At 66.7% G+C, this 18,063-nt stretch carries 19 protein-coding genes; 6 read left to right on the top strand and 13 right to left on the bottom strand.

What is annotated here, in order from left to right; translation table 11 throughout:
• The 3 genes from VN419_RS11595 to VN419_RS11585 all read right to left on the bottom strand — a co-directional run.
• On the bottom strand, positions 1-408 hold a 408-nt coding region (locus VN419_RS11595; protein WP_325647387.1), incomplete at its 3' end, for an NAD-dependent epimerase/dehydratase family protein.
• 5 nt (positions 409-413) lie between these two features.
• On the bottom strand, positions 414-1,502 hold the full coding sequence (gene gmd, locus VN419_RS11590) for a GDP-mannose 4,6-dehydratase (protein ID WP_325647386.1): 1,089 nt from the start codon (positions 1,500-1,502) through the stop codon (positions 414-416).
• Positions 1,503-1,595: 93 nt separating this feature from the next.
• Positions 1,596-1,997, bottom strand: coding sequence for a helix-turn-helix domain-containing protein (locus VN419_RS11585; protein ID WP_325647385.1), 402 nt, complete (start codon positions 1,995-1,997; stop codon positions 1,596-1,598).
• A 220-nt stretch (positions 1,998-2,217) separates the two neighbouring features.
• On the opposite strand from VN419_RS11585, the gene VN419_RS11580 reads away from it, so the two are divergent.
• The 5 genes from VN419_RS11580 to VN419_RS11560 all read left to right on the top strand — a co-directional run bounded on the left by VN419_RS11580 (position 2,218) and on the right by VN419_RS11560 (position 7,645).
• On the top strand, positions 2,218-3,000 hold the full coding sequence (locus tag VN419_RS11580; protein WP_325647384.1) for a nitroreductase family protein: 783 nt from the start codon (positions 2,218-2,220) through the stop codon (positions 2,998-3,000).
• A gap of 110 nt (positions 3,001-3,110) precedes the next feature.
• Positions 3,111-4,079 (top strand): MBL fold metallo-hydrolase, encoded by a 969-nt coding sequence (locus VN419_RS11575; RefSeq protein WP_325647383.1) that lies wholly within the window; start codon positions 3,111-3,113, stop codon positions 4,077-4,079.
• Positions 4,080-4,220: 141 nt separating this feature from the next.
• A complete protein-coding gene (locus VN419_RS11570) occupies positions 4,221-4,955 on the top strand; it encodes a 4Fe-4S dicluster domain-containing protein (RefSeq protein ID WP_325647382.1) in 735 nt (244 codons plus the stop codon).
• 9 nt (positions 4,956-4,964) lie between these two features.
• Positions 4,965-7,082 carry an aldehyde ferredoxin oxidoreductase gene (locus VN419_RS11565; RefSeq protein ID WP_325647381.1) on the top strand — a complete coding sequence of 706 codons (2,118 nt, stop codon included), beginning with the start codon at positions 4,965-4,967 and terminating at the stop codon, positions 7,080-7,082.
• Positions 7,079-7,645 carry a hypothetical protein gene (locus VN419_RS11560; protein WP_325647380.1) on the top strand — a complete coding sequence of 189 codons (567 nt, stop codon included), beginning with the start codon at positions 7,079-7,081 and terminating at the stop codon, positions 7,643-7,645. The genes VN419_RS11565 and VN419_RS11560 overlap by 4 nt, the downstream gene beginning before the upstream one ends.
• Before the next feature lie 217 nt (positions 7,646-7,862).
• On the opposite strand, the gene VN419_RS11555 is transcribed toward VN419_RS11560, so the two are convergent.
• Both VN419_RS11555 and VN419_RS11550 read right to left on the bottom strand, forming a co-directional pair.
• Positions 7,863-9,929 carry a ribonucleoside triphosphate reductase gene (locus VN419_RS11555; RefSeq protein WP_325647379.1) on the bottom strand — a complete coding sequence of 689 codons (2,067 nt, stop codon included), beginning with the start codon at positions 9,927-9,929 and terminating at the stop codon, positions 7,863-7,865.
• The gene (locus tag VN419_RS11550; protein WP_325647378.1) at positions 9,877-10,551 is read right to left on the bottom strand and encodes an anaerobic ribonucleoside-triphosphate reductase activating protein; all 675 of its coding nucleotides are present in this window, start codon (positions 10,549-10,551) and stop codon (positions 9,877-9,879) included. Before VN419_RS11550 ends, VN419_RS11555 begins: the two co-directional genes overlap by 53 nt.
• A 471-nt stretch (positions 10,552-11,022) precedes the next feature.
• Between VN419_RS11550 and VN419_RS11545 the strand changes: the two genes are divergently transcribed.
• The gene (locus VN419_RS11545) at positions 11,023-12,135 is read left to right on the top strand and encodes a hypothetical protein (protein ID WP_325647377.1); all 1,113 of its coding nucleotides are present in this window, start codon (positions 11,023-11,025) and stop codon (positions 12,133-12,135) included.
• A gap of 96 nt (positions 12,136-12,231) precedes the next feature.
• Here VN419_RS11545 and proB read toward each other — a convergent pair whose 3' ends face one another.
• From proB to VN419_RS11505, 8 genes are all read right to left on the bottom strand, one after another.
• On the bottom strand, positions 12,232-13,398 hold the full coding sequence (gene proB, locus VN419_RS11540; RefSeq protein ID WP_325647376.1) for a glutamate 5-kinase: 1,167 nt from the start codon (positions 13,396-13,398) through the stop codon (positions 12,232-12,234).
• On the bottom strand, positions 13,395-14,471 hold the full coding sequence (gene obgE / locus VN419_RS11535) for a GTPase ObgE (RefSeq protein ID WP_325647375.1): 1,077 nt from the start codon (positions 14,469-14,471) through the stop codon (positions 13,395-13,397). Before obgE ends, proB begins: the two co-directional genes overlap by 4 nt.
• Before the next feature lie 87 nt (positions 14,472-14,558).
• Positions 14,559-14,828: a 50S ribosomal protein L27 gene (rpmA, locus tag VN419_RS11530; RefSeq protein WP_325647374.1), complete on the bottom strand. Its 270-nt coding sequence runs from the start codon at positions 14,826-14,828 to the stop codon at positions 14,559-14,561.
• Between the two features lie 33 nt (positions 14,829-14,861).
• Positions 14,862-15,173, bottom strand: coding sequence for a 50S ribosomal protein L21 (gene rplU / locus VN419_RS11525; RefSeq protein ID WP_305569175.1), 312 nt, complete (start codon positions 15,171-15,173; stop codon positions 14,862-14,864).
• A 93-nt stretch (positions 15,174-15,266) separates the two neighbouring features.
• Complete coding sequence (locus tag VN419_RS11520; protein ID WP_325647373.1) at positions 15,267-16,022, bottom strand: ComF family protein; 756 nt, start codon at positions 16,020-16,022, stop codon at positions 15,267-15,269.
• Positions 16,015-16,629: a flavodoxin family protein gene (locus tag VN419_RS11515; protein ID WP_325647372.1), complete on the bottom strand. Its 615-nt coding sequence runs from the start codon at positions 16,627-16,629 to the stop codon at positions 16,015-16,017. The genes VN419_RS11520 and VN419_RS11515 overlap by 8 nt, the downstream gene beginning before the upstream one ends.
• A 23-nt stretch (positions 16,630-16,652) precedes the next feature.
• Positions 16,653-16,841, bottom strand: a complete 189-nt coding sequence (locus VN419_RS11510) for a hypothetical protein (protein ID WP_325647371.1) — start codon at positions 16,839-16,841, stop codon at positions 16,653-16,655.
• Between the two features lie 174 nt (positions 16,842-17,015).
• The coding region (locus VN419_RS11505; RefSeq protein ID WP_325647370.1) for a peptidylprolyl isomerase at positions 17,016-18,063 on the bottom strand (1,048 nt) is incomplete at its 5' end.

Below are 18,063 nucleotides of genomic sequence, written 5' to 3'. Positions count from 1 at the left end.
GGGCCGGTTGGTGGGCTCCAGCGCGCCGGTGAGCAGATGTTCCTCACGCATGGGCTGGGGCGCCAGGCGCGGATAGATGCACGACGAGCCGAGAAACAGCAGGCGCTTCACCCCGGTGAGGAAGGCGTTGTGGATGACGTTCAGCTCGATGGCCAGATTGATGCGGATGAAGTCCGCCGGGTAGGTTTTGTTGGCCCAGATGCCCCCCACCTTGGCCGCGGCCAGCAGCACGTAATCCGGCCGTTCCGCCGCGAAAAACGCGGCCACGGCCGCGCCGTCGGTCAGGTCCAGCTCCGCGTGCCCGCGGGTCAGGATATTGGCGTAGCCCAGGGCCTTCAGCTGCCGCACCAGGGCCGAGCCAACCAGCCCCCTGTGCCCGGCCACATAGATCTTCGCGCCCGCTTCCATGGCCGCTACTCGTGAAAATTGTATGCGGAGTAGCCGCTTTTGAGCACAAGGGCGTCGCGCTGGGCGCTCTTCAAGTCCTCGCGCACCATCTCGGCCACCATGTCGGCAAAGCTCACCTTGGGCACCCAGCCCAATTTTTCCCGGGCCAGGGTGGGGTCGCCCTGCAGGGTTTCCACCTCGGCCGGGCGGAAGTAGCGCGGGTCCACCCGCACGATGACCGTGCCGCCCTCGTCCAGGCCTTCCTCGTCCACGCCCTCGCCCCGCCAATTTATGCCCATGTCCAGGGCGGCGGCCGCCGCATTCACAAAGTCGCGCACGCTGTACTGCACGCCCGTGGCGATGACGTAGTCCTCCGGCTGCTCCTGCTGGAGCATGAGCCACTGCATCTCCACGTAGTCGCGCGCGTGGCCCCAGTCGCGCCGGGCCGAGAGGTTGCCCAGGTACAGGCAATCCTGCAAACCCAGCTTGATGCGCGAAAGCGCGCGGGTGATCTTGCGGGTGACGAAGGTTTCGCCGCGCTGGGGAGACTCGTGGTTGAAGAGGATGCCGTTGCAGGCATACATGCCGTAGGCCTCGCGGTAGTTGACCGTGATCCAGTAGGCGAAGAGCTTGGACACGGCGTAGGGGCTGCGGGGATGGAAGGGCGTGGTCTCGCGCTGGGGAACCTCGCGCACCTGGCCGAAAAGTTCGCTGGTGGAGGCCTGGTAGAAGCGCGTCTTCTTCTCCATGCCGTGGGAGCGGATGGCCTCCAGGATGCGCAGCGCGCCCAGGGCGTTCACGTCGGCCGTGTACTCCGGCATTTCGAAACTCACGGCCACGTGGCTCATGGCGCCCAGATTGTACACCTCGTCGGGCTGGCACAACTGGAGCAGCCGGTAGATGCTCGAAGTGTCGGACAGGTCGCCATAGTGCAGCACGAAGTTGCGCTCGCCCAGGTGCGGGTCCTGGTAGATGTGGTCCACCCGGCCGGTGTTGAACATGGACGAGCGGCGCTTGATGCCGTGGACAATGTAGCCCTTCGCCAGCAAGAGCTCCGCCAGAAGCGCGCCGTCCTGCCCGGTTATGCCCGTGATGAGCGCGACCTTTCTGCTCATTCGCCCGTGTTCCTCCCGCCGTGCGCGCGCGCCGGCCGTTCGCAGACCTTTCGCCAACCAATGCGGGAAACTACCACCCTTGCCCCCCGAAGGCTAGCCCTCGGCCCGGGCCGGGTGCTTGGCCTCAAAGGCGGAGCCCCAGCGGCTCAGCTGGTCCAGCACGGGCAGCACGCTGGCGCCAAGCTCGGTCAGGGCGTATTCCACCTTGGGCGGCACCTGAGGGTGCACCGTGCGCAGCACCATGCCGTCGGCCTCCAGTTCGCGCAACTGCTGGGTCAGCATCTTCTGGGTCACGTTCGGCATGGTGCGCCGCAGCTCGCCGAAGCGTCTGCTCTGCCCGGTGCGCAGGTGCCACAGGATGATGGGCTTCCATTTGCCGCCAATGACCTGAAGCGCCAGCTCCACGGAGCAGAAATAGTGCTTGCCCGCGCAGCAGCGCTGTTCCTTGCACTGTCCCTGCTCCACCGTGTGACCATGCTCTGCGACAAGCGTCATGCTGCGACCTCCCGCCCGCTGCGAGCGGGTGTGTTCCGGACCAAACCAGCTGCTCGGATACCAAGCGCGCGCGGGGCTGGCAAGCCCGCAAGCCGCTATACACGCTGATAGTATCCATACAGATACTACAGCACGTAATTGTGCCTACTTGCAAAATAGCAGGTACGGACGGAAAAGACATCACCGCCCGGCGATCCCCCCACAAAAAAGGAGCAAGCACATGGAACTCATCTGCGTGGACAAAGAAAACTGCAGGCGCGACGGCATCTGTATTGCCGCCTGCCCCATCGGCTGCATCGAGGCCGACGCGGACGGCTTTCCCGTTCCGGTCAACGAGGAAAACTGCATCAACTGCGGGCACTGCGTGGCCATCTGCCCCCACGGCGCGCTCAGCCACAGCAGGCTCGACACCGCCGCCTTCACCCCGGTCCCGCGCGAGCGCGCAGGCTTCCACGAGCTTGAAGGGCTCATGAAGGCCCGGCGTTCCGTGCGCGAGTACAAGGACGCCCCCATCTCCCATGAGACCCTGGCGGGCCTGCTGAACGTGGCGCGCATCGCCCCCACGGCCAAGAACACCCAGCAGCTCAGCTACATCATGGTGGAAGACCCGGCCAAGTCCCGCGCCCTGGCCGCCATGGTGGTGGACTGGATGCGCCCGAACCCGATTCTCGCCCGCTATGTGGGCATGTGGGACGCCGGGCGCGACTGCATCCTGCGCGGCGCGCCGCACGCGCTCATCGCCCTGGGCGACGCTCAGAACGACTGGGGCGACATCGACGCGAGCATCGCCCTGACCTACGTGGAGCTGGCCGCAGCGGCCCAGGGCCTGGGCGCGTGCTGGGGCGGGTTGCTGCACCGGGCCGTGCTGCACAGCCCGGAGATCGCCGCCTTTGTCGGCGTACCCGAGGGCCGCAAGGTCTGCGGGGCCATGATGCTCGGCCAGCCCAAGCTGCGCTACGCCCTGGTGCCGCCTAGGAATGAGGTCACAGTCAGCTGGGTGTAGCCCTGAAGAGCGCCTGAAAGATGGCCAGCCCCGGCCTGCCGCGCTGCGCGCGGGGCTGGCCCGGAAAAAACCGCAGGAGCATGATCGGACAAACCGCAGGGAGGTGTTCCATGTTCAAGTCTTTGCGCGCACTGTGCGTGGCCCTTGTCTTCGCCCTTGCCTTTGGCGCACACGCCCTTGCAGCGGGCCCCAAAACCCAGGTTCCGGGCTATTACCGCATGCAGATCGGCCAGATTCAGGTCACGGCGGTGTTCGACGGAGCCATCGACATCGACACCGCCCTGCTGCACAACGCCGCGCCCGAAGAACTCAACCGCCTGCTTGCCCGCATGTTCGTGGGCAATCCCAAAATGCCCACAGCCGTGAACGCCTACGTGGTGGACACGGGCAGGGAAGTGCTGCTCATCGATACCGGCATGGGCGGCTTCCGCGGACCGACCCTTGGGCACATTGAGGAGAATCTGCGTGCAGCGGGCTACGAGCCCGGGCAGATCGACAAGGTGCTCCTGACGCATATCCACAGCGATCACATCGGAGGCCTCACCGATGCGGCGGGCGTGGCCCGCTTCCCCAAGGCCGTGGTGCTGGTGGCGCAGGAGGAGGCCGCGTACTGGCTTTCGCCCGAGAATGCCGCCGCCGCGCCCAAGGGCAAGCAGCCCTCCTTTGCGCTGGCCCGGAACATGACCGCTCCGTACATCGCCAGCGGCCGCTGGCAAACCTTCGCCATGGGCGCCACCCTGGCCCCTGGTGTGCGCGCCGAACCCACTGTCGGGCACACGCCAGGCCACACGGCCTATGCCATCGAGTCGGACGGACAGAAGCTGCTCATCGTTGGGGATTTGCTGCACGCCCATGCGGTGCAGTTCGCCCGGCCCGGCGTGTCCATCGACTTCGACGTGGACCAGCGGAAGGCCATCGCCACGCGGCGCGCGGTGCTCAAGGCCGTGGCGGCCGAGGGCTGTCTCATGGGCGGCATGCACCTGCCTTTCCCCGGCGTGGGCCATGTGCGCGCCGAGGGCGAGGACGCCTACGCCTGGGTGCCGGTGGAGTACACTCCGGCCCTTCCGGCTGCGAAGTAGCTGAACGTCGGACCACGGGTTCCGGCACGGGGGCGATTGACGTGCGTGGCGCTGCCGCGTATTTTTCAAATGCTTATTCGCCACTCGTTCCAACCCGTCCCGCCGGACAGAAGGCCTATGGCACAGGAAAAACCTTCGAGCTTGATCGAACTGGCGGCCAGCGCCGCAGGCATGGACACCACCCTTTCGCGGCGAGGCTTTCTTTTGTTTTCAGCCTGCGCCGTGTCCAGCCTCGCGGCTCTGGGCCTCTGCGAGGCGTTCGCAGCCAATCCGCCGCTGGTGATCCTGGACAACGCCAAAGGCCTGATCCTGGCCGACCCCTCGCGCTGCGTGGGCTGCCAGCGCTGCGAACTGGCCTGCACCGAATTCAACGAGGGCCGCGCCCAGCCCTCACTCTCCCGCATCAAGATCGCCCGCGCCCTGAACTTCGGCCCCGAGGGGCCCAGCGGTGGCCCGGCCATGCGGGGGATCTGGGGCGACGGCCTGGTGGTCCAGGGAGCGTGCCGGCAATGCCCGCATCCCGTGCCCTGCGCCACGGCCTGCCCGGAGAGCGCCATCGTGCTCGACCCGAAGACCGGAGCCCGCGTGGTGGACGCCAGGAAATGCGTAGGCTGCCGCCTGTGCCAGCGGGCCTGTCCCTGGGACATGATGACCTTTGACGAGGAGCGCCAGAAGGCCTCCAAATGCTTTCTCTGCAACGGCAAGCCCAAATGCGTGGAGGCCTGCCCGTCTGGAGCGTTGCGCTTCGTGCCCTGGCGCGACATCACCCGCGAAGGACCGCCGCCCATGGCGAGCCTCTGCGTGACCCCGGCGGCCGCGGCGAAGGACTGCGCAGGCTGCCACACCCCTGTAGCCAAGAAGGGCGCGCGCCGCTAGGAGACCACCATGACGACGACACCGGGAGGTTTTGCCGGCAAAGTGCTGCGCGTGGACCTGTCCACCGGAAAATTCAGCACCCAGGACACCGTCGAACGCTACAGCGAGGTTTTGGGCGGCACGGGCCTGGGCTACCAAGTGCTGTGGGAGGAGGTGCCCGCAGGCACCGGTCCCTTTGACGACGCAAACAAGCTCGTCTTCGCCACGGGCGTTCTGGCGGGCACCAGCGTGCCCTGCAGCGGCCGCACCGCCATCACCACAGTCTACCCCTCCTGCTGGCCCAAGGCGCTGGTGGGCTCCGGCCACATGGGCGGCCAGTTCGCGGCCAAGCTCAAGTACGCCGGCTACGACGCCATCATAGTGGAGGGCCGGGCCGAACGTCCCGTGTGGCTGTTCATCCGCGACGGCCGCGTGGAGCTGCGCGACGCCTCCCGCCTGTGGGGCAGCGGCATCCGCCGCACCACCCTGGAAATCAGCCAGGAGATGGGCGCGGACTGTTGCGTGGCGGCCATCGGCCAGGCCGGGGAGAAGCGCGCGCCCCTGTCCACGGTGGTCAATTCCCTGTCCCATTCCGCAGGCGGGGTGGGAGGCGTCATGGGCGCGAAAAATCTCAAGGCCATCGGCGTCCAGGGCAGCGGCCCCGTGCGCATCGCGGGCGACAAGGAGCAGTGGGAGCTGCTGGTGAAGTTCCACCTGTCCATCCTGGGGGCCAACAATCAGCACGTCGTGCCGGCCTTCCCCTCGCCCGAGTCCGAATACTACAGTCCGGGCTCCCGCTGGGTGGGCGAGCCCGGCAAGCGCTGGGGGGCGGCCAGGCCGCCGGTGGAGATCACCGGCAGCATCCACGACATGAGCCGCATCGCCTACCGCACCAACAGCGCGGCCTTCTTCCTGGGCGAGCAGGCCTGGAAGCACACCGTGCGCGGCAACGGCTGCACCGCCTGTCCCATCCGCTGCCACACCACCCTCAAGGTGCCGGCCATGGCCACCAAATACGGCCTGGACGAAATCGCCCAGGGCACCTGCATCGCCCTCAACTTCGGCCGTTTTTTCTTCCCCGGCCTGCCTGGCGGCCCCAAGGGCCAAGCCGCCCTCGAAGCCTGCATGATCGGCATGAACATGGCCGACGACATGGGCATCTGGAGCAACTACGGGCAGCTCCAGCGCGACTTCATCAAGCTTGCCAATGACGGGGTGTTCCAGGCCAAACTCGGCTCGGCGGAGTACGCCTCCATCCCCTGGGACCTGTGGCGCGCGGGCGACCCCTCCTTCCTGCTGGATCTCATCCCGCGCATCGGTGAGCGCCGGGGGGAGCTGGGGAGCGTGCTGAGCCAAGGGTCCGGCGGCCCCTTCGACCACTGGGGCATCCCGGAATCGGCCTGGGAGGCGGACCACGCCACCACCTACTGGAAGATGGGACACCCCAAGCACCACGCCAACGAGGATGACGGCCAGTGCGGGGTCATCATCAACACCCAGTACAACCGCGACGCCCAGTGCCACTCGCACACCAACTTCGTGCGCAACGGCCTGCCCGTGCACGAGCAGAAGCGTCTGGCCGGAGAGCTTTGGGGCTCGCCGGACTCCGTGGACGCCCCGGGCCACTACACACGCATGAATCCGCACAAGGCCCGGCGGGCCAAATGGGCGCTCGTCCGCAAAGAGCTGCACGACTGCCTGGGCCTGTGCAACTGGATGGGCCCGTGGGTGGCCTCGCCGCTCAAGGAGCGCGGTTACCGGGGCGACAACAGCCTGGAGTCACGCTTCTACACCCTGGCCACCGGCCGCAACCTGGACCGCGAGGGCCTGGATCTGGCGGGGACGCGCGTGTTCACCCTGCACCGCGCCCTGACCATCCGCGACATGGCGACTGCCGACATGCGCGCGGCCCACGACCATGTGCCCCAATGGGTGTACGAGGACCCGAAGGGCGCGCAGCCTTTCAGCCAGGGCACCATTCGCATGGACCGGGCGGACATGGCGCTCGCCATGGACATGTTCTACGAGACCATGGGCTGGGACAAGGCCACAGGCGCGCCCACGCGCGAGGCGTATGCCCGGCTTGGCCTGGGCGACGTGGGGCAGGCCCTGGCGGACAAGGGTCTCGTGCCCGGTGCAGCGAAATGACCCCGGAGGATGCGGCCCGGCTGGGCGAGGCCGCGGCCGAGGCGGTTTACGCGGCCAGCGCTGAGCTGCGCATGGTGGACTGCGCAGAGGTGCTGGAGACGCTGACTGCCGAAGGCCATTTCGCCGAGGCGGACACGTCCTGTCTGGAGGAGGCCCGCGCCCTGCTGCCGGGTCTTCTGGCTGCACATCCGGCCCTGGCCGTGCTGGAGAGCCGCACGGGCCGCACGCTGCACCATGCCCCTGAGCTGCTGAGCCGCGCCTACGCCCGCATCCTGGACCGGAAGGGTTCACCGCTGCTGCTCGTGGCCGAGGAAGTCCGGGCCAACTCGCGCGACTATCCCCGGCCGGTACCTGCGGAGCTCTTCGAGGGCCCGCCCTTCGACCTCACGCCCGAAGACATCACCCATGCCTTGGCGGCCATGGCCGCAAGCCCCGAGTACCAGGACATCAGCTTCGCGACCACCGACACCGGCGCGGTGTACCTCTTCTCCACGCGGTACCTGGAACCCGGCTACGCCATATTTCTGGCCCAGCGGACCGAATCCCTGACCTTGTCCCCCTAGCGACCCGGCTTGGCGCCCGCCCCCAGGCGCTGACCACCCAGTTCCACTGGACCCACAGGGCAAAATGAAGGCCCCAGACACGCAAAAGCGCGTCCGGGGCCTTCATTTTGCGGCGCAGGCCGGCTCGAAACAAGGATGCCCTTGGTCTTGTCCGCCCCTCGCCCGTTCCTGCGCCTGGGTCCAAGGGGCGGAGCCCTTTGTCCAGGTCGTCCTGCCGCTACCTGTCGCAGCCGCAGGCGCCGAAGCCGGAATAGACCACGCGGTCCACGTACTCGGCCTGCTTGCCCTTGTTCCAACGCGACACCGGGCGGTAGTAGCCCACGATGCGCGTGAAGATCTCGGCATCAGCCCCGCAGGTAGGGCACTGCTCGTGCTCGCCGTGGATGTACCCGTGGTCCTTGCACACGCTGAAGGTGGGCGTGATGGACAAGAACGGCAGCTTGGTGTTGCGGAAGCTCTTCACGATGAACTCGCGCAAACTCGCCACATCGGCCACGGATTCGCCCAGGAAGGTGTGGAACACCGTGCCCCCGGTGTACAGCGGCTGCAACTGGTCCTGGTGCTCCAGGCAGGCGATGACGTCTTCCGAATGGCCCACGGGCAGGCAGGTGGAGTTGGTGTAGTACGGCGTGCCGTTGCCGCTGGTGATGATGTCCGCGTAGAGGTTGCGGTCAATCTTGGCCAGGCGGTAGCTGGTGCCCTCGGCCGGGGTGGCCTCAAGGTTGTACAGGGTGCCGGTCTCCTCCTGGAAGCGGCTGGTGACCTCGCGCAGACGGTTCAGGGTGCGGCGCATGAGCCGCATGCCGTTCTCGGTCTCAATGCCCTTGCCGATGAGGTTCAGGCAGGCCTCGTGCCCGCCGAGCAGGCCGATGGTGGAGAAGTGGCCCCGGAAGCCCTGCTTCAGGTAGCGGCGCGTCCAGGGGAACATGCCGCGCTCCAGGTTGTCGGTGATGAGCTTGCGCTTGAACTCCAGGGCGTCCTTGGCCAGCGTGGCGTATTCCTCAACGAGCGTCAGGAACTCGTCCTCGCCCTGGGACAGATAGGCCAGCTTGGGCAGGTTGAGCGTCACCACGCCGATGGACCCGGTGAGGTCGCCGGCGCCGAAGAGCCCGCCCACCTTGTTGCGCAGCTCGCGCAGGTCCATCTTCAGGCGGCAGCACATGCTGCGCACGTCCTCCGGCGAGAGCTCGGAGTTGATGAAATTCTGGAAGTAGGGAGCGCCGTATTTGGCGGTAAGCTTCAAGAGCAGCTCGCCGATCTCGGTCTCCCAGGGGAAGTCCTCGGTGACGTTGTACGTCGGAATGGGGAAGGAGAAGATCTGCCCGGCGTAGTCGCCGTCGAGCATGACCTCGAGGAAGGCGCGGTTGAACATCTCCATCTCGGCCGCGTATTCGCCGTAGGTGGAATCCTGCAGCTTGCCGCCGATGATGACCGCCTCCTTGGCGATGTGCTTGGGTGGGGTCAGGTCCAGCGTCAGGTTGGTGAAGGGGCTCTGCCCGCCCCAGCGGCTGGTGGTGTTCAGGTTGAACACGAACTTCTGCACGGCCTGGCGCACCTTCTCGTAGGAGAGCCCGTCGTGGCGGATGAAGGGCGCCAGGTAGGTATCCACGTTGTTGAAGGCCTGCGCGCCCGCCCATTCGTTCTGCAGGGTGCCCAGGAAGTTCACCATCTGGCCCAGGGCGGAATCGAAATGCCGGGCCGGACCGGCGCAGGAGCGGCCTTCGAGGTTGAAACCCTCAAGCAGCAGGTCGCGCAGGCTCCAGCCCGCGCAGTAGCCCGCCAGACCGAAGGACAGGTCGTGGATGTGGAAGTAGCCGTGCTCGTGGGCCTGGCGCACTTCCTCCGGATATTTCTCCAGGGCGTAGCGCGCCTGGACCGTGCCGGAGAGGTGCAGCATAAGCCCCTGAAAGCTGTGGCTCATATTGGAGTTCTCGGCCACGCGCCAGTCGCTCTTGTCCAGGTACTCGTCGATGGTCTCCTTGATATCCAGGAAGGCCTCTTTCTGATTGCGCAGCTGGCGGCGTTTCTCGCGGTAGAGGATGTATTTGCGGGCAACGGCGAACTGGCGCATTTCCATGAGCACCAGCTCCACCATGTCCTGCACGTGCTCCTGCTCCGGGATGTCCACGTCGGCGAGCTTCAGCTCCACCTTCTGGGCCAGGCGGCGGCCAAGGAGCGGGTCTTTGATGCCGCTGGCGGAAAGGGCCTTGAAGATTGCCTTGGCGATGCGGTCAGTCGACCAGGTTTCCAGCCGTCCGTCGCGCTTCAGAATCTGCGAGGGCATGGGGCCTCCGTGGTTTTTTATAGTCTTGGGTGGTCAGCGTGAAGCCTGCGGGCAGCATGCCGCGCACGGTCTCCACGTCGGTGGGGTCGAGCTGGGGCACCAGGGTGGTGCGGAAGAAGAAGGCCTCGGGCCGTTCCTCGGCCAGGGCGAAGATCTTGGAAAGATTCCTGCGCGCGGCGGTCTCATCCACCGCGCCGCCGGTGAGGGCCGGATATTTGACATACGGGCCCTTCACGTCCACGGCGAAACGGCTCACCAGCCCCTCGGCCAGCATCAGCTCCACCGCCTCCGGCAGCATGCCGTTGGTGTCGAGTTTGATGGGCAGGCCCGAGGCGGCCAGCTCGTGCAGGATGACGCCGACGCCGGGCACGGCCGTGGGCTCGCCGCCCGTCACCGTGATGCCGGAGAGCCAGCGCGCGCGCTTGGCCAGAAAGGCGCGCAGGGCTGCCTGGTCGATGCGCGGCTGGCGCTCCATGTCCCAGGCCAACTCCGCGTTGTGGCAGGTGGGGCAGCGCAGGTTGCAGCCGCCCAGGAACACCACGCAGCAGGGGTGCCCCGGCCAATCGCAGAGGCTCAAGGGGGTCAGGCCCCGCAGGTGGTTCCAGGCGATCTCGGGATTCATGGGCAGGTGCTGCTCCTCAAAAAAAGTGCCGCGCGCCTGGGCACAAAACCCAAAATCGGCCCTGTTGGCCGCAGCAGGCACGCGTGAAAGCACACTACTCCAACGGCATTTTTCTGTACAGGTGCCCCAGGCTCTTCGATGGAACGCGCTTCCTATTTTTGCCGATTATTGGCGATTACTGGTAATGAACGGCATTTTTTTCTACTTTTCCACAACTTGAGAACATGCCTCAGCGGGTCATATTCCCGGTTTTCTCTAGACATCGTGTAGAAGATTTTTTCCGGCCTCGGCTGGCTGCCGTTTTCGACACCCGCCAGCCGGGCAACGGCGGGAGAACTCTCCGAAAGGCCTGCCCAGGCAGGAGCTCCGGCCTCCACACCCTCGCACGGTCTTGTCCCCGGCATGTCCCTTGCAATGATCATTGCGGGCAACTTCTGCCCGGACCATTTTTCATTCGCAGGGGGCACAGCCATGCATGACACAACCACCCATACCGTCGCTTCGGCCACGGACATAACCAGCCTGGACGCGGTCCCGGCCGCGACGCACGCCAACCGTTTCCTCAGCGATCCCGCCTGGCTGCTGCGCGGCGACCCGGAGCACCCGGAGCACGACGCACTGGGCCTGCGCAACCCCAAGGGCGTCACCCTGCCGGAGCTGGTCGTCATCGGCGGCGGGCAAGTGTACGGCGAGGGACTTTCCGTCACCCAGAACTGGCCCGCGCAGCTTGGACGGCGCATGGGCGGCGGCGTGCTGAACGCGGGCATGCCCGGCTGGGGCAGCGTGCAGTATGCCCTCGCGGCGGAGAAGCTTCTCGCCCTCTCGCCCCGGCGCATCATCGTCTGCCTCACCCCGGCAAGTGATCTCGCCAGGGCCTTCAATACCGCCCGCGTAAGCGTTTCCCCGCTGGCGCGCTCGTTCTTCGAAGCCCGCTGGGCGGACCTGCCGCAGCCCGACCACTCCGTCCTGTTCGCCTCGGGCCGCGCCGTGGAACGCCTGTGGGCTGAGAATCCGGACCTGGCCGAAGAAGACGTGCTGAGCCTGCTGGCCCAGCGCGGCGAGCCTGACGTGAACCCCTGCGTGCTGGATTCCAGCCGCTTCTACCTGGCCGAGCATTCGCTCTTCGCCATGCAGAACCTGGAACATCCGGCCATCGAGGCCGGGCTGTCCATCACCGTCAAGGTTCTGAAGCATCTGCGCGCGCTGGCCGAGGAGCGTCAATTTTCCCTGACCATCCTGCTGCTGCCCAGCCGCGAATACCTCGTGGCCCAGCGCATCGGCGAAGCGCAGGTACGCGACCGCGAATCCCTGGAAAGCTTGGGGCTGGCCGAGACCGCCGTGCTGGGCGAACTGCGCGCCGCCTGCGCGGGCCTGAGCCTTCGCTGCTTCGACCTCACCGGCTACCTCAAGGCCTTTGTGGGCAGCCGCATCCACGCGCAGAACACCCGCGAGGGCAGGCTTTCCCCCAAGGGCTGCGACCTGCTGGCGCGCTTCGTGCGTGAACGCGTGCTGCCCGGCGCCGTGGTGCGCGAACCCGCGCGGACGAGCGATGCGGCCGTGGGCGGCATCTACCCCCTGTACTAGCCCCACCCCGAATCGACGAAAAACGGGCCGCTCTCCTGCTTGGGAGGGCGGCCCGCTTCACGTGCGCGCAGCGGTTGCGAACAGCGGTGTGGAGAACTAGAGCGCGGCGTCCAGCAGCAGGTTGTCGCGGTGGATGGCCTCGGCAAAGGGGGCCTGCCCCAGCACTGCGGCCAGCTCCCCGCTTTTGCGGCCCATGATGCGCCGCACCTCGGCCGCGGAATAATTGGACAGGCCAACGCCCACCGTGGTCCCGGCCTCGTCCACGATGCGCACCAGCGCGCCCCGGGCGAAGCGGCCATCCACTGCGCGGATGCCCGCGGGCAGGAGGCTCTTGCCCTTGTCGCGCAGGGCTGCGGCCGCGCCCGCGTCCACGCGCAGGCTGCCGGCCGGGTTGTCATGGTAGGCCAGCCAGAACTTGCGGTGCGACACGGTGCGCGAAAGCGGCAGCACAAGCGTGCCCAGTTCCTCGCCCTTGAAGATGCGGTCCAGGGGGATGTCGTCCTTGCCCGAGACGATGAGCGTGGCCACGCCCAGCTGAGCGGCCCGGCGCGCGGCGCGCAGCTTGGAGTACATGCCGCCGGAGCCCACGCTGGTCTTGCCGTCGCACATGGCCTCGATGTCGAGCCCTTCCACGTCGTCGATGAGCGGCAGGCAGCAGGCGTCCGCGTGCTTGTCCGGGTTCTTGTCGAAAACTCCGCCCGCACTGGTCAGATTCACGAACAAATCCGCGCCCACCAGGTCCACCATGAGGCTCGCCAGGGTGTCGTTGTCGCCGAACTCCAGCTCGGCCACGGCCACGGTGTCGTTCTCGTTGATGATGGGGATGACGCCCCAGTCCAGCAGGCGCTGCATGGTGTTGCGGGCGTTGAGAAAACGCTTGCGGCTCTTCAGGTCCTCGCGGGTCAGCAGCAACTGGGCCACGGTCTTGCCAAAGCGCCCGAAGGCCTCGTCGTATTCGTGCATCAGCCGGCTCTGCCCGATGGCCGAAGCGGCCTGACGGGCGGGCAGCTCGGAGAAGTCGATGGTCTCGGCCCCGGCCACGCTCTGGCGGATGCGTGTGCGTCCGGCGGCCACGGCGCCGGAACTCACCAGCACGATTTTGAGGCCGCGGTCGTGCAGCATGGACAGCTGGTCCACCAGGCGGCCCACGGCGCGGGCGTCCAGCCCGGTGCCGCAGGTGAGCACCGCGCTGCCGACCTTGACCACCACGATGTGCGCGCGGGACAGGATGTCCGCCCGCAGTTCGCCCGCCGGAACGCTCATTCCCCCTCCTCCTCCGCAAAGCCCTGGTTGCGGGGCGTCTCCACGCCGTTCTCGTCGAACTCCTCGTCAAATTCACTCGGCGCGTCGCCAATGCGCCGCCACATCTCGGCCAGCAGCTCCGGCAGGCCCGCGCCCGTGAGGGCGGAGACAAAGAGCACGTCCTCCGGGGCGTTTTTGCGCAGGGCGTCCAGCCGCTCAGCGGGCAGGATGTCGATCTTGTTGATGACGCGAATCTGCGGCTTCTCGGCCAGTTCCGGGTCAAAGGCGCGCAGCTCCTCGTTCAGCATGGCGAAGCCCGCGGCCGGGTTCTCCGGGTCGGCGTCGTCGCCGCTCAGGATGTGCACCAGGAAACGCGTGCGCTCCACGTGCTTGAGGAACTTGTGGCCCAGGCCCAGGCCTTCGCTTGCGCCCTCGATGAGGCCGGGGATGTCGGCGATGATGAGGCGGCGCCCGTCCTCACGCTCCACCACGCCCAGGTTGGGCGTGAGGGTGGTGAAGGGGTAGGAGGCGATCTTGGGCCGCGCGGCCGAAACGGCGGACAGGAATGTGCTCTTGCCCGCGTTGGGCAGGCCGAGCAGGCCCGCGTCGGCGATGACCTTGAGCTCCAGGCGCAGGCGCTTTTCCTCGCCGGGTTTGCCGGATTCGGCCCTTTTGGGGGCGCGGTTCACGGAGCTCTTGAAATGCAGGTTGCCGCGTCCGCCTTCGCCGCCGGGGCAGGCCACGAAGCGCTGTCCGGCGCGGCGCAGGTCGGCCAGCAGCGTGTACTCGCCGTCCTCGTCCAGGAACACCTGGGTGCCCACGGGCACCTCGATGATCAATTCTTCGCCGCCGCGTCCGTACTTGTCCTGGCTCTGGCCGTTCTGGCCGTTCTCGGCCTCGAACAGGCGCTGGGCGCGGAAGTCGTACAGGGTAAGCAGGCGCTGGCTGGCCTGGAAGACAACGTCTCCGCCCTTGCCGCCGTCGCCGCCGTCAGGCCCGCCCTTGGGCAGGTTCTTGGCGCGCTTGAGCGAAGCGCTGCCGTTGCCACCCTTGCCGGAGCGCACCGTAATGCTCGCTTCGTCTACAAATCGCATGCCGCACCCCAGATAGAAAACGGGCAGGAGCCGCTTTAAAAGCCGCTCCTGCCCGCGCTATGGTTCGTTCGTGGAGCCGCCTAAACTTTAGGCGCTCACGGGCAGAATGTGCACCCGGGTCTTGACCTTGTTGTTCCGGGTGTACTTCTCGTACTTCACTTCGCCGTCCACCAGGGCGAACAGGGTCCAGTCCTTGCCCACGCCGACATTCTTGCCGGGGTGGATGCTGGTGCCGACCTGACGCACGAGGATGTTGCCGGCCAGAACCTGCTGCCCGCCGAAGCGCTTCACGCCACGACGCTGTCCGGCGCTGTCGCGTCCGTTTCTGGAGCTGCCGCCTGCTTTCTTGTGAGCCATTGTATCCTCCTTGCCGTCTTGGGGCTCAGCCCGTTAGGCCTGGATGGTTTTGACCTTGAGGCTGGTGTAATCCTGCCTGTGGCCCGTCTTCTTGTGGAAGTCGTTGCGGCGCTTTTTCTTGAAGATGATGATCTTCTCGCCGCGGCCATGGCCCAGGACTTCACAGGCGACTTTGGCGCCGTCAAGATAAGGGGCCCCGATCTTGGTCTGACCGCCGTCGGCGATCAGAAGGACTTTGTCCAAGTTCAGCTCGGTGCCGGGCTCAGCCTGCAAAAGCTCCACCTTGAACTCGAGTCCCTGTTCCACGCGGTACTGCTTACCGCCGGTCTCGATAATTGCGAACATTGCGAATACCTCCATCGCGTAAGAGGCGTTCTCTTAGCTTTGGTTGAGGGGAAAAGTCAAGCGCCGGGCGAAGATTTTTTCCGGCCACGGCTCTTATGCCCTGGCCAGCACCAGCACGTCCACCCTTTTCGCACCCGCGGCCAGCATGGCCCGCGCACATTCCTCCAGGGTCGCGCCCGTGGTCATGATATCGTCCACCAGCAGCACGGCTTGGCCCTCAAGCACCTGCGACCGCGCTGCAAAGGCCCCCCGGATGTTCTCCGCGCGGGCCTCGCGCGCCAGCCGCATCTGCGGGGTGGTGCGCCGCACGCGGGAGAGCGCGTCCTGGCGGATGGGCAGCCCGTGCCGCGCGGACAGCAGCCGGGCAATTTCGCGGCTCTGGTTGAAGCCGCGCATAAGCAGCCTGCGCGGGTGCAAGGGCACCGGCACCAGCACTGCGCCCTGGCCCAATTCCGGGCAAGCGGCCACGCCGCGCTCGTAGGCTTCCAACAGGCATTCCTGCAGACTGCGGCCGAAGTCCAGCCGGTTCTCGAACTTGTAGCCCAGGATCAGCTGTTTAAGCCGCCCGGCGTACGGGCCGTAGGCCAACACCCGGCCCCAGGGGCGCGGCGTCTCGCGGCAACAGCCGCACAGCAGCGAAACGTCCTGAGGCACAGGCGGATACTCGCCACAGCCGGGGCACGGCTCACCCCGTTGCTCCGCCTCCGCCGCGGCGCCATCTTCCCGGCACTCCGCGCACAGTTCCGCCATCCCGCCAGCGCGCACCTTCCCGCAGCACGGGCAGCGCGCCTCGGCCAGCAGGGCCGTCCTGAGCACCGCACCCGCCACACGGGTCAGCAGCTCACGCACGCCGCCCCTCCAGCGCCATGAGCCCGGCCGAGTGGCCCAGCTCTCGTGTCTGTGCCGCCGCCTGCGGGTTCGACGCCAGGTCGCCCGCCGCGTCCAGGCCGCGCAGCCCCAAGGGCTCTGCCAACGTGAGGCCGAAATTGACCAAGAAATATTTGAGGCTCAGCCGCGCTCCGTCAAACAACTTTTGCCCGCTGGGCTGCCCGGCCACGAAGCAGGCGTAGGCCGGGCGGTCCCTCAGCGCCAGCACCCAGGGATCGCCCTTGCGCCGGGCCTCCCAGAAGCGCTGCGAGCGGTCCACCCAGGTCTTGCACAAAGACGGCAGACCGTAAAAATAGATGGGCGAGGCGAACAGCACCACCGGGGCCGCCATCAGCACCGCGAACAGCTCTTCCGTCTGGTCCTTGCCCGCCAGCACGCAGCGCGACAGCCTCTCGCCCGCGCAGGCGCGGCAGGCCAGGCAGGCCAGCACGGAATAGTCGCGCAGGGCAATGACCTTAGGTTTAGCCCCGGCCTCGTTCACCCCAAGCGCCATCAGTTCCGCCGCGGCGTCCGAATTGCCGCCAGCCCGGTGGCTGCACGCGAAGATGGCCACATCAGCGTCCCACATGCCCCGCTCCTTGCTCACGTCTCTCATCCCTTGCGCACGATCAACGCCCGAAGCCAGCCCTCGAGTTCGCCGCCCTGGGCAGAGCGGTCCCACGCAAGCGTCCAGCCGCCAGCGATGAATACCGCGTCCTCGACATTGGGCGCAAGCTTCGCCTGCACCAGAACCTCAAGCTCGGCCTCGCGCGTGAAACGGAGGTGCCACCCGACCTCCATGCCCACGCCTCAGCACTTGTCGCGCAGATCGATGGTCGTCATGTTCGCCTCACAAGATGAAAAGTGAATAGCGCGCGCGGGCCTGGGGGAGCGCATGCTCCCCCTCCCTCACCAACAAAAAAAGAGGGACAGCCGAAGCCGTCCCCCTTGTCATTCCCGTAACGGACCCACGTGCTAGTTCAGCAGATCCTGGCGCACGATCTCGACCTTGGTGGTGGCGCGCAGGTTCTTCAGCAGGGCTTCGAAGAGCTCCTGGCGGAAGGCTCCGGCTCCCTGACCGATCCAGAGACGCTTTTCCTTCTCCCAGTCGGCTTCGGGCGCGGCGATACGCTCGTTGATGCGCGCCAGGACAACGGCCTCGGGCAGCTCGTAGGGCTGCTTCAGCCAAGTCTTGGCGGAGGCGGAGAAGATGTCCTGCATCATCTGCGGGTTGCCCGCGGTCTGCATGATGGCGGTCTGGCGGTCCAGGGGCGCGCTGGTCTTCAGCTCGGCCTTGTACTGGGCGAGGACCTTGGCCTGGCCGTCTTCGGTGGCCAGCTGGGCCAGCACTTCCTTGGCCTTTTCAAGGGCCAGCTTGCGGCCTTGCTCACGCTTCACCTCGGCCACGACCTTGTCCTTGACCTTTTCGAGGGGCAGCACGGTTTCGGGCGCGCCTTCGATCTTTTCGGCCAGGAGGTAGCCGCGCGAGGGCTCCATGGCCAGCGGGGTCTTGGCTCCGGCGCCGTTGGCCAGGGCGAAGAGGGTCTCGGCGGCCTCTTTCTTCAAGCCGAAGATGGCCTGCACGGCCTGCATGTCGAGCATCTCGCTCTTCTGGGTGGCAAGGCCCAGGCCCTGGGCGATCTTGGCCAGCTTCACGCCGGCGGCGATCTGGTCCATGCTCTGGTCCAGGATTTCGTTGATCTTCTCGCCGGCGCGCTCTTCGGCCAGGCGCTTCTTGATTTCGCCGGCGGCTTCCTCGAAGGGCACCTTGCCCGCGGGGCGGACGGCTTCGACCTTGATGAGATGCCAGCCGTACTGGGTGCGCACGGGCTCGCTGATCTGGCCGGGCTTCAGGGCCTTGGCGGCGTCCTCGAAGGGCTTGACCATGGCGCCCTCGGAGAACCAGGGCAGTTCGCCGCCCTTGACGGCGCTGCCGGGGTCCTGGGAGTGCTTCTTGGCCAGGGCCTCGAAGCTTGCGCCCTTCTTCAGCTGGGCCTGGATGTTCTTCATGTCGGCCAGGGCC

The organism is Humidesulfovibrio sp. (genome assembly GCF_035560995.1).
Lineage (GTDB): Bacteria > Desulfobacterota > Desulfovibrionia > Desulfovibrionales > Desulfovibrionaceae > Humidesulfovibrio.
The sequence above is the reverse complement of the archived record's forward strand: the minus strand, read 5'-3'. Positions and strand labels throughout refer to the sequence as shown.

Coding starts and splice junctions, on each gene's coding strand:
- gmd (WP_325647386.1), bottom strand. CDS start 1,502: ATGAGCAGAAAGGTCGCGCTCATCACGGGCATAACCGGGCAGGACGGC.
- VN419_RS11585 (WP_325647385.1), bottom strand. CDS start 1,997: ATGACGCTTGTCGCAGAGCATGGTCACACGGTGGAGCAGGGACAGTGC.
- VN419_RS11580 (WP_325647384.1), top strand. CDS start 2,218: ATGGAACTCATCTGCGTGGACAAAGAAAACTGCAGGCGCGACGGCATC.
- VN419_RS11575 (WP_325647383.1), top strand. CDS start 3,111: ATGTTCAAGTCTTTGCGCGCACTGTGCGTGGCCCTTGTCTTCGCCCTT.
- VN419_RS11565 (WP_325647381.1), top strand. CDS start 4,965: ATGACGACGACACCGGGAGGTTTTGCCGGCAAAGTGCTGCGCGTGGAC.
- VN419_RS11560 (WP_325647380.1), top strand. CDS start 7,079: ATGACCCCGGAGGATGCGGCCCGGCTGGGCGAGGCCGCGGCCGAGGCG.
- VN419_RS11555 (WP_325647379.1), bottom strand. CDS start 9,929: ATGCCCTCGCAGATTCTGAAGCGCGACGGACGGCTGGAAACCTGGTCG.
- VN419_RS11550 (WP_325647378.1), bottom strand. CDS start 10,551: ATGAATCCCGAGATCGCCTGGAACCACCTGCGGGGCCTGACCCCCTTG.
- VN419_RS11545 (WP_325647377.1), top strand. CDS start 11,023: ATGCATGACACAACCACCCATACCGTCGCTTCGGCCACGGACATAACC.
- proB (WP_325647376.1), bottom strand. CDS start 13,398: ATGAGCGTTCCGGCGGGCGAACTGCGGGCGGACATCCTGTCCCGCGCG.
- obgE (WP_325647375.1), bottom strand. CDS start 14,471: ATGCGATTTGTAGACGAAGCGAGCATTACGGTGCGCTCCGGCAAGGGT.
- rpmA (WP_325647374.1), bottom strand. CDS start 14,828: ATGGCTCACAAGAAAGCAGGCGGCAGCTCCAGAAACGGACGCGACAGC.
- rplU (WP_305569175.1), bottom strand. CDS start 15,173: ATGTTCGCAATTATCGAGACCGGCGGTAAGCAGTACCGCGTGGAACAG.
- VN419_RS11515 (WP_325647372.1), bottom strand. CDS start 16,629: ATGTGGGACGCTGATGTGGCCATCTTCGCGTGCAGCCACCGGGCTGGC.
- VN419_RS11510 (WP_325647371.1), bottom strand. CDS start 16,841: ATGGAGGTCGGGTGGCACCTCCGTTTCACGCGCGAGGCCGAGCTTGAG.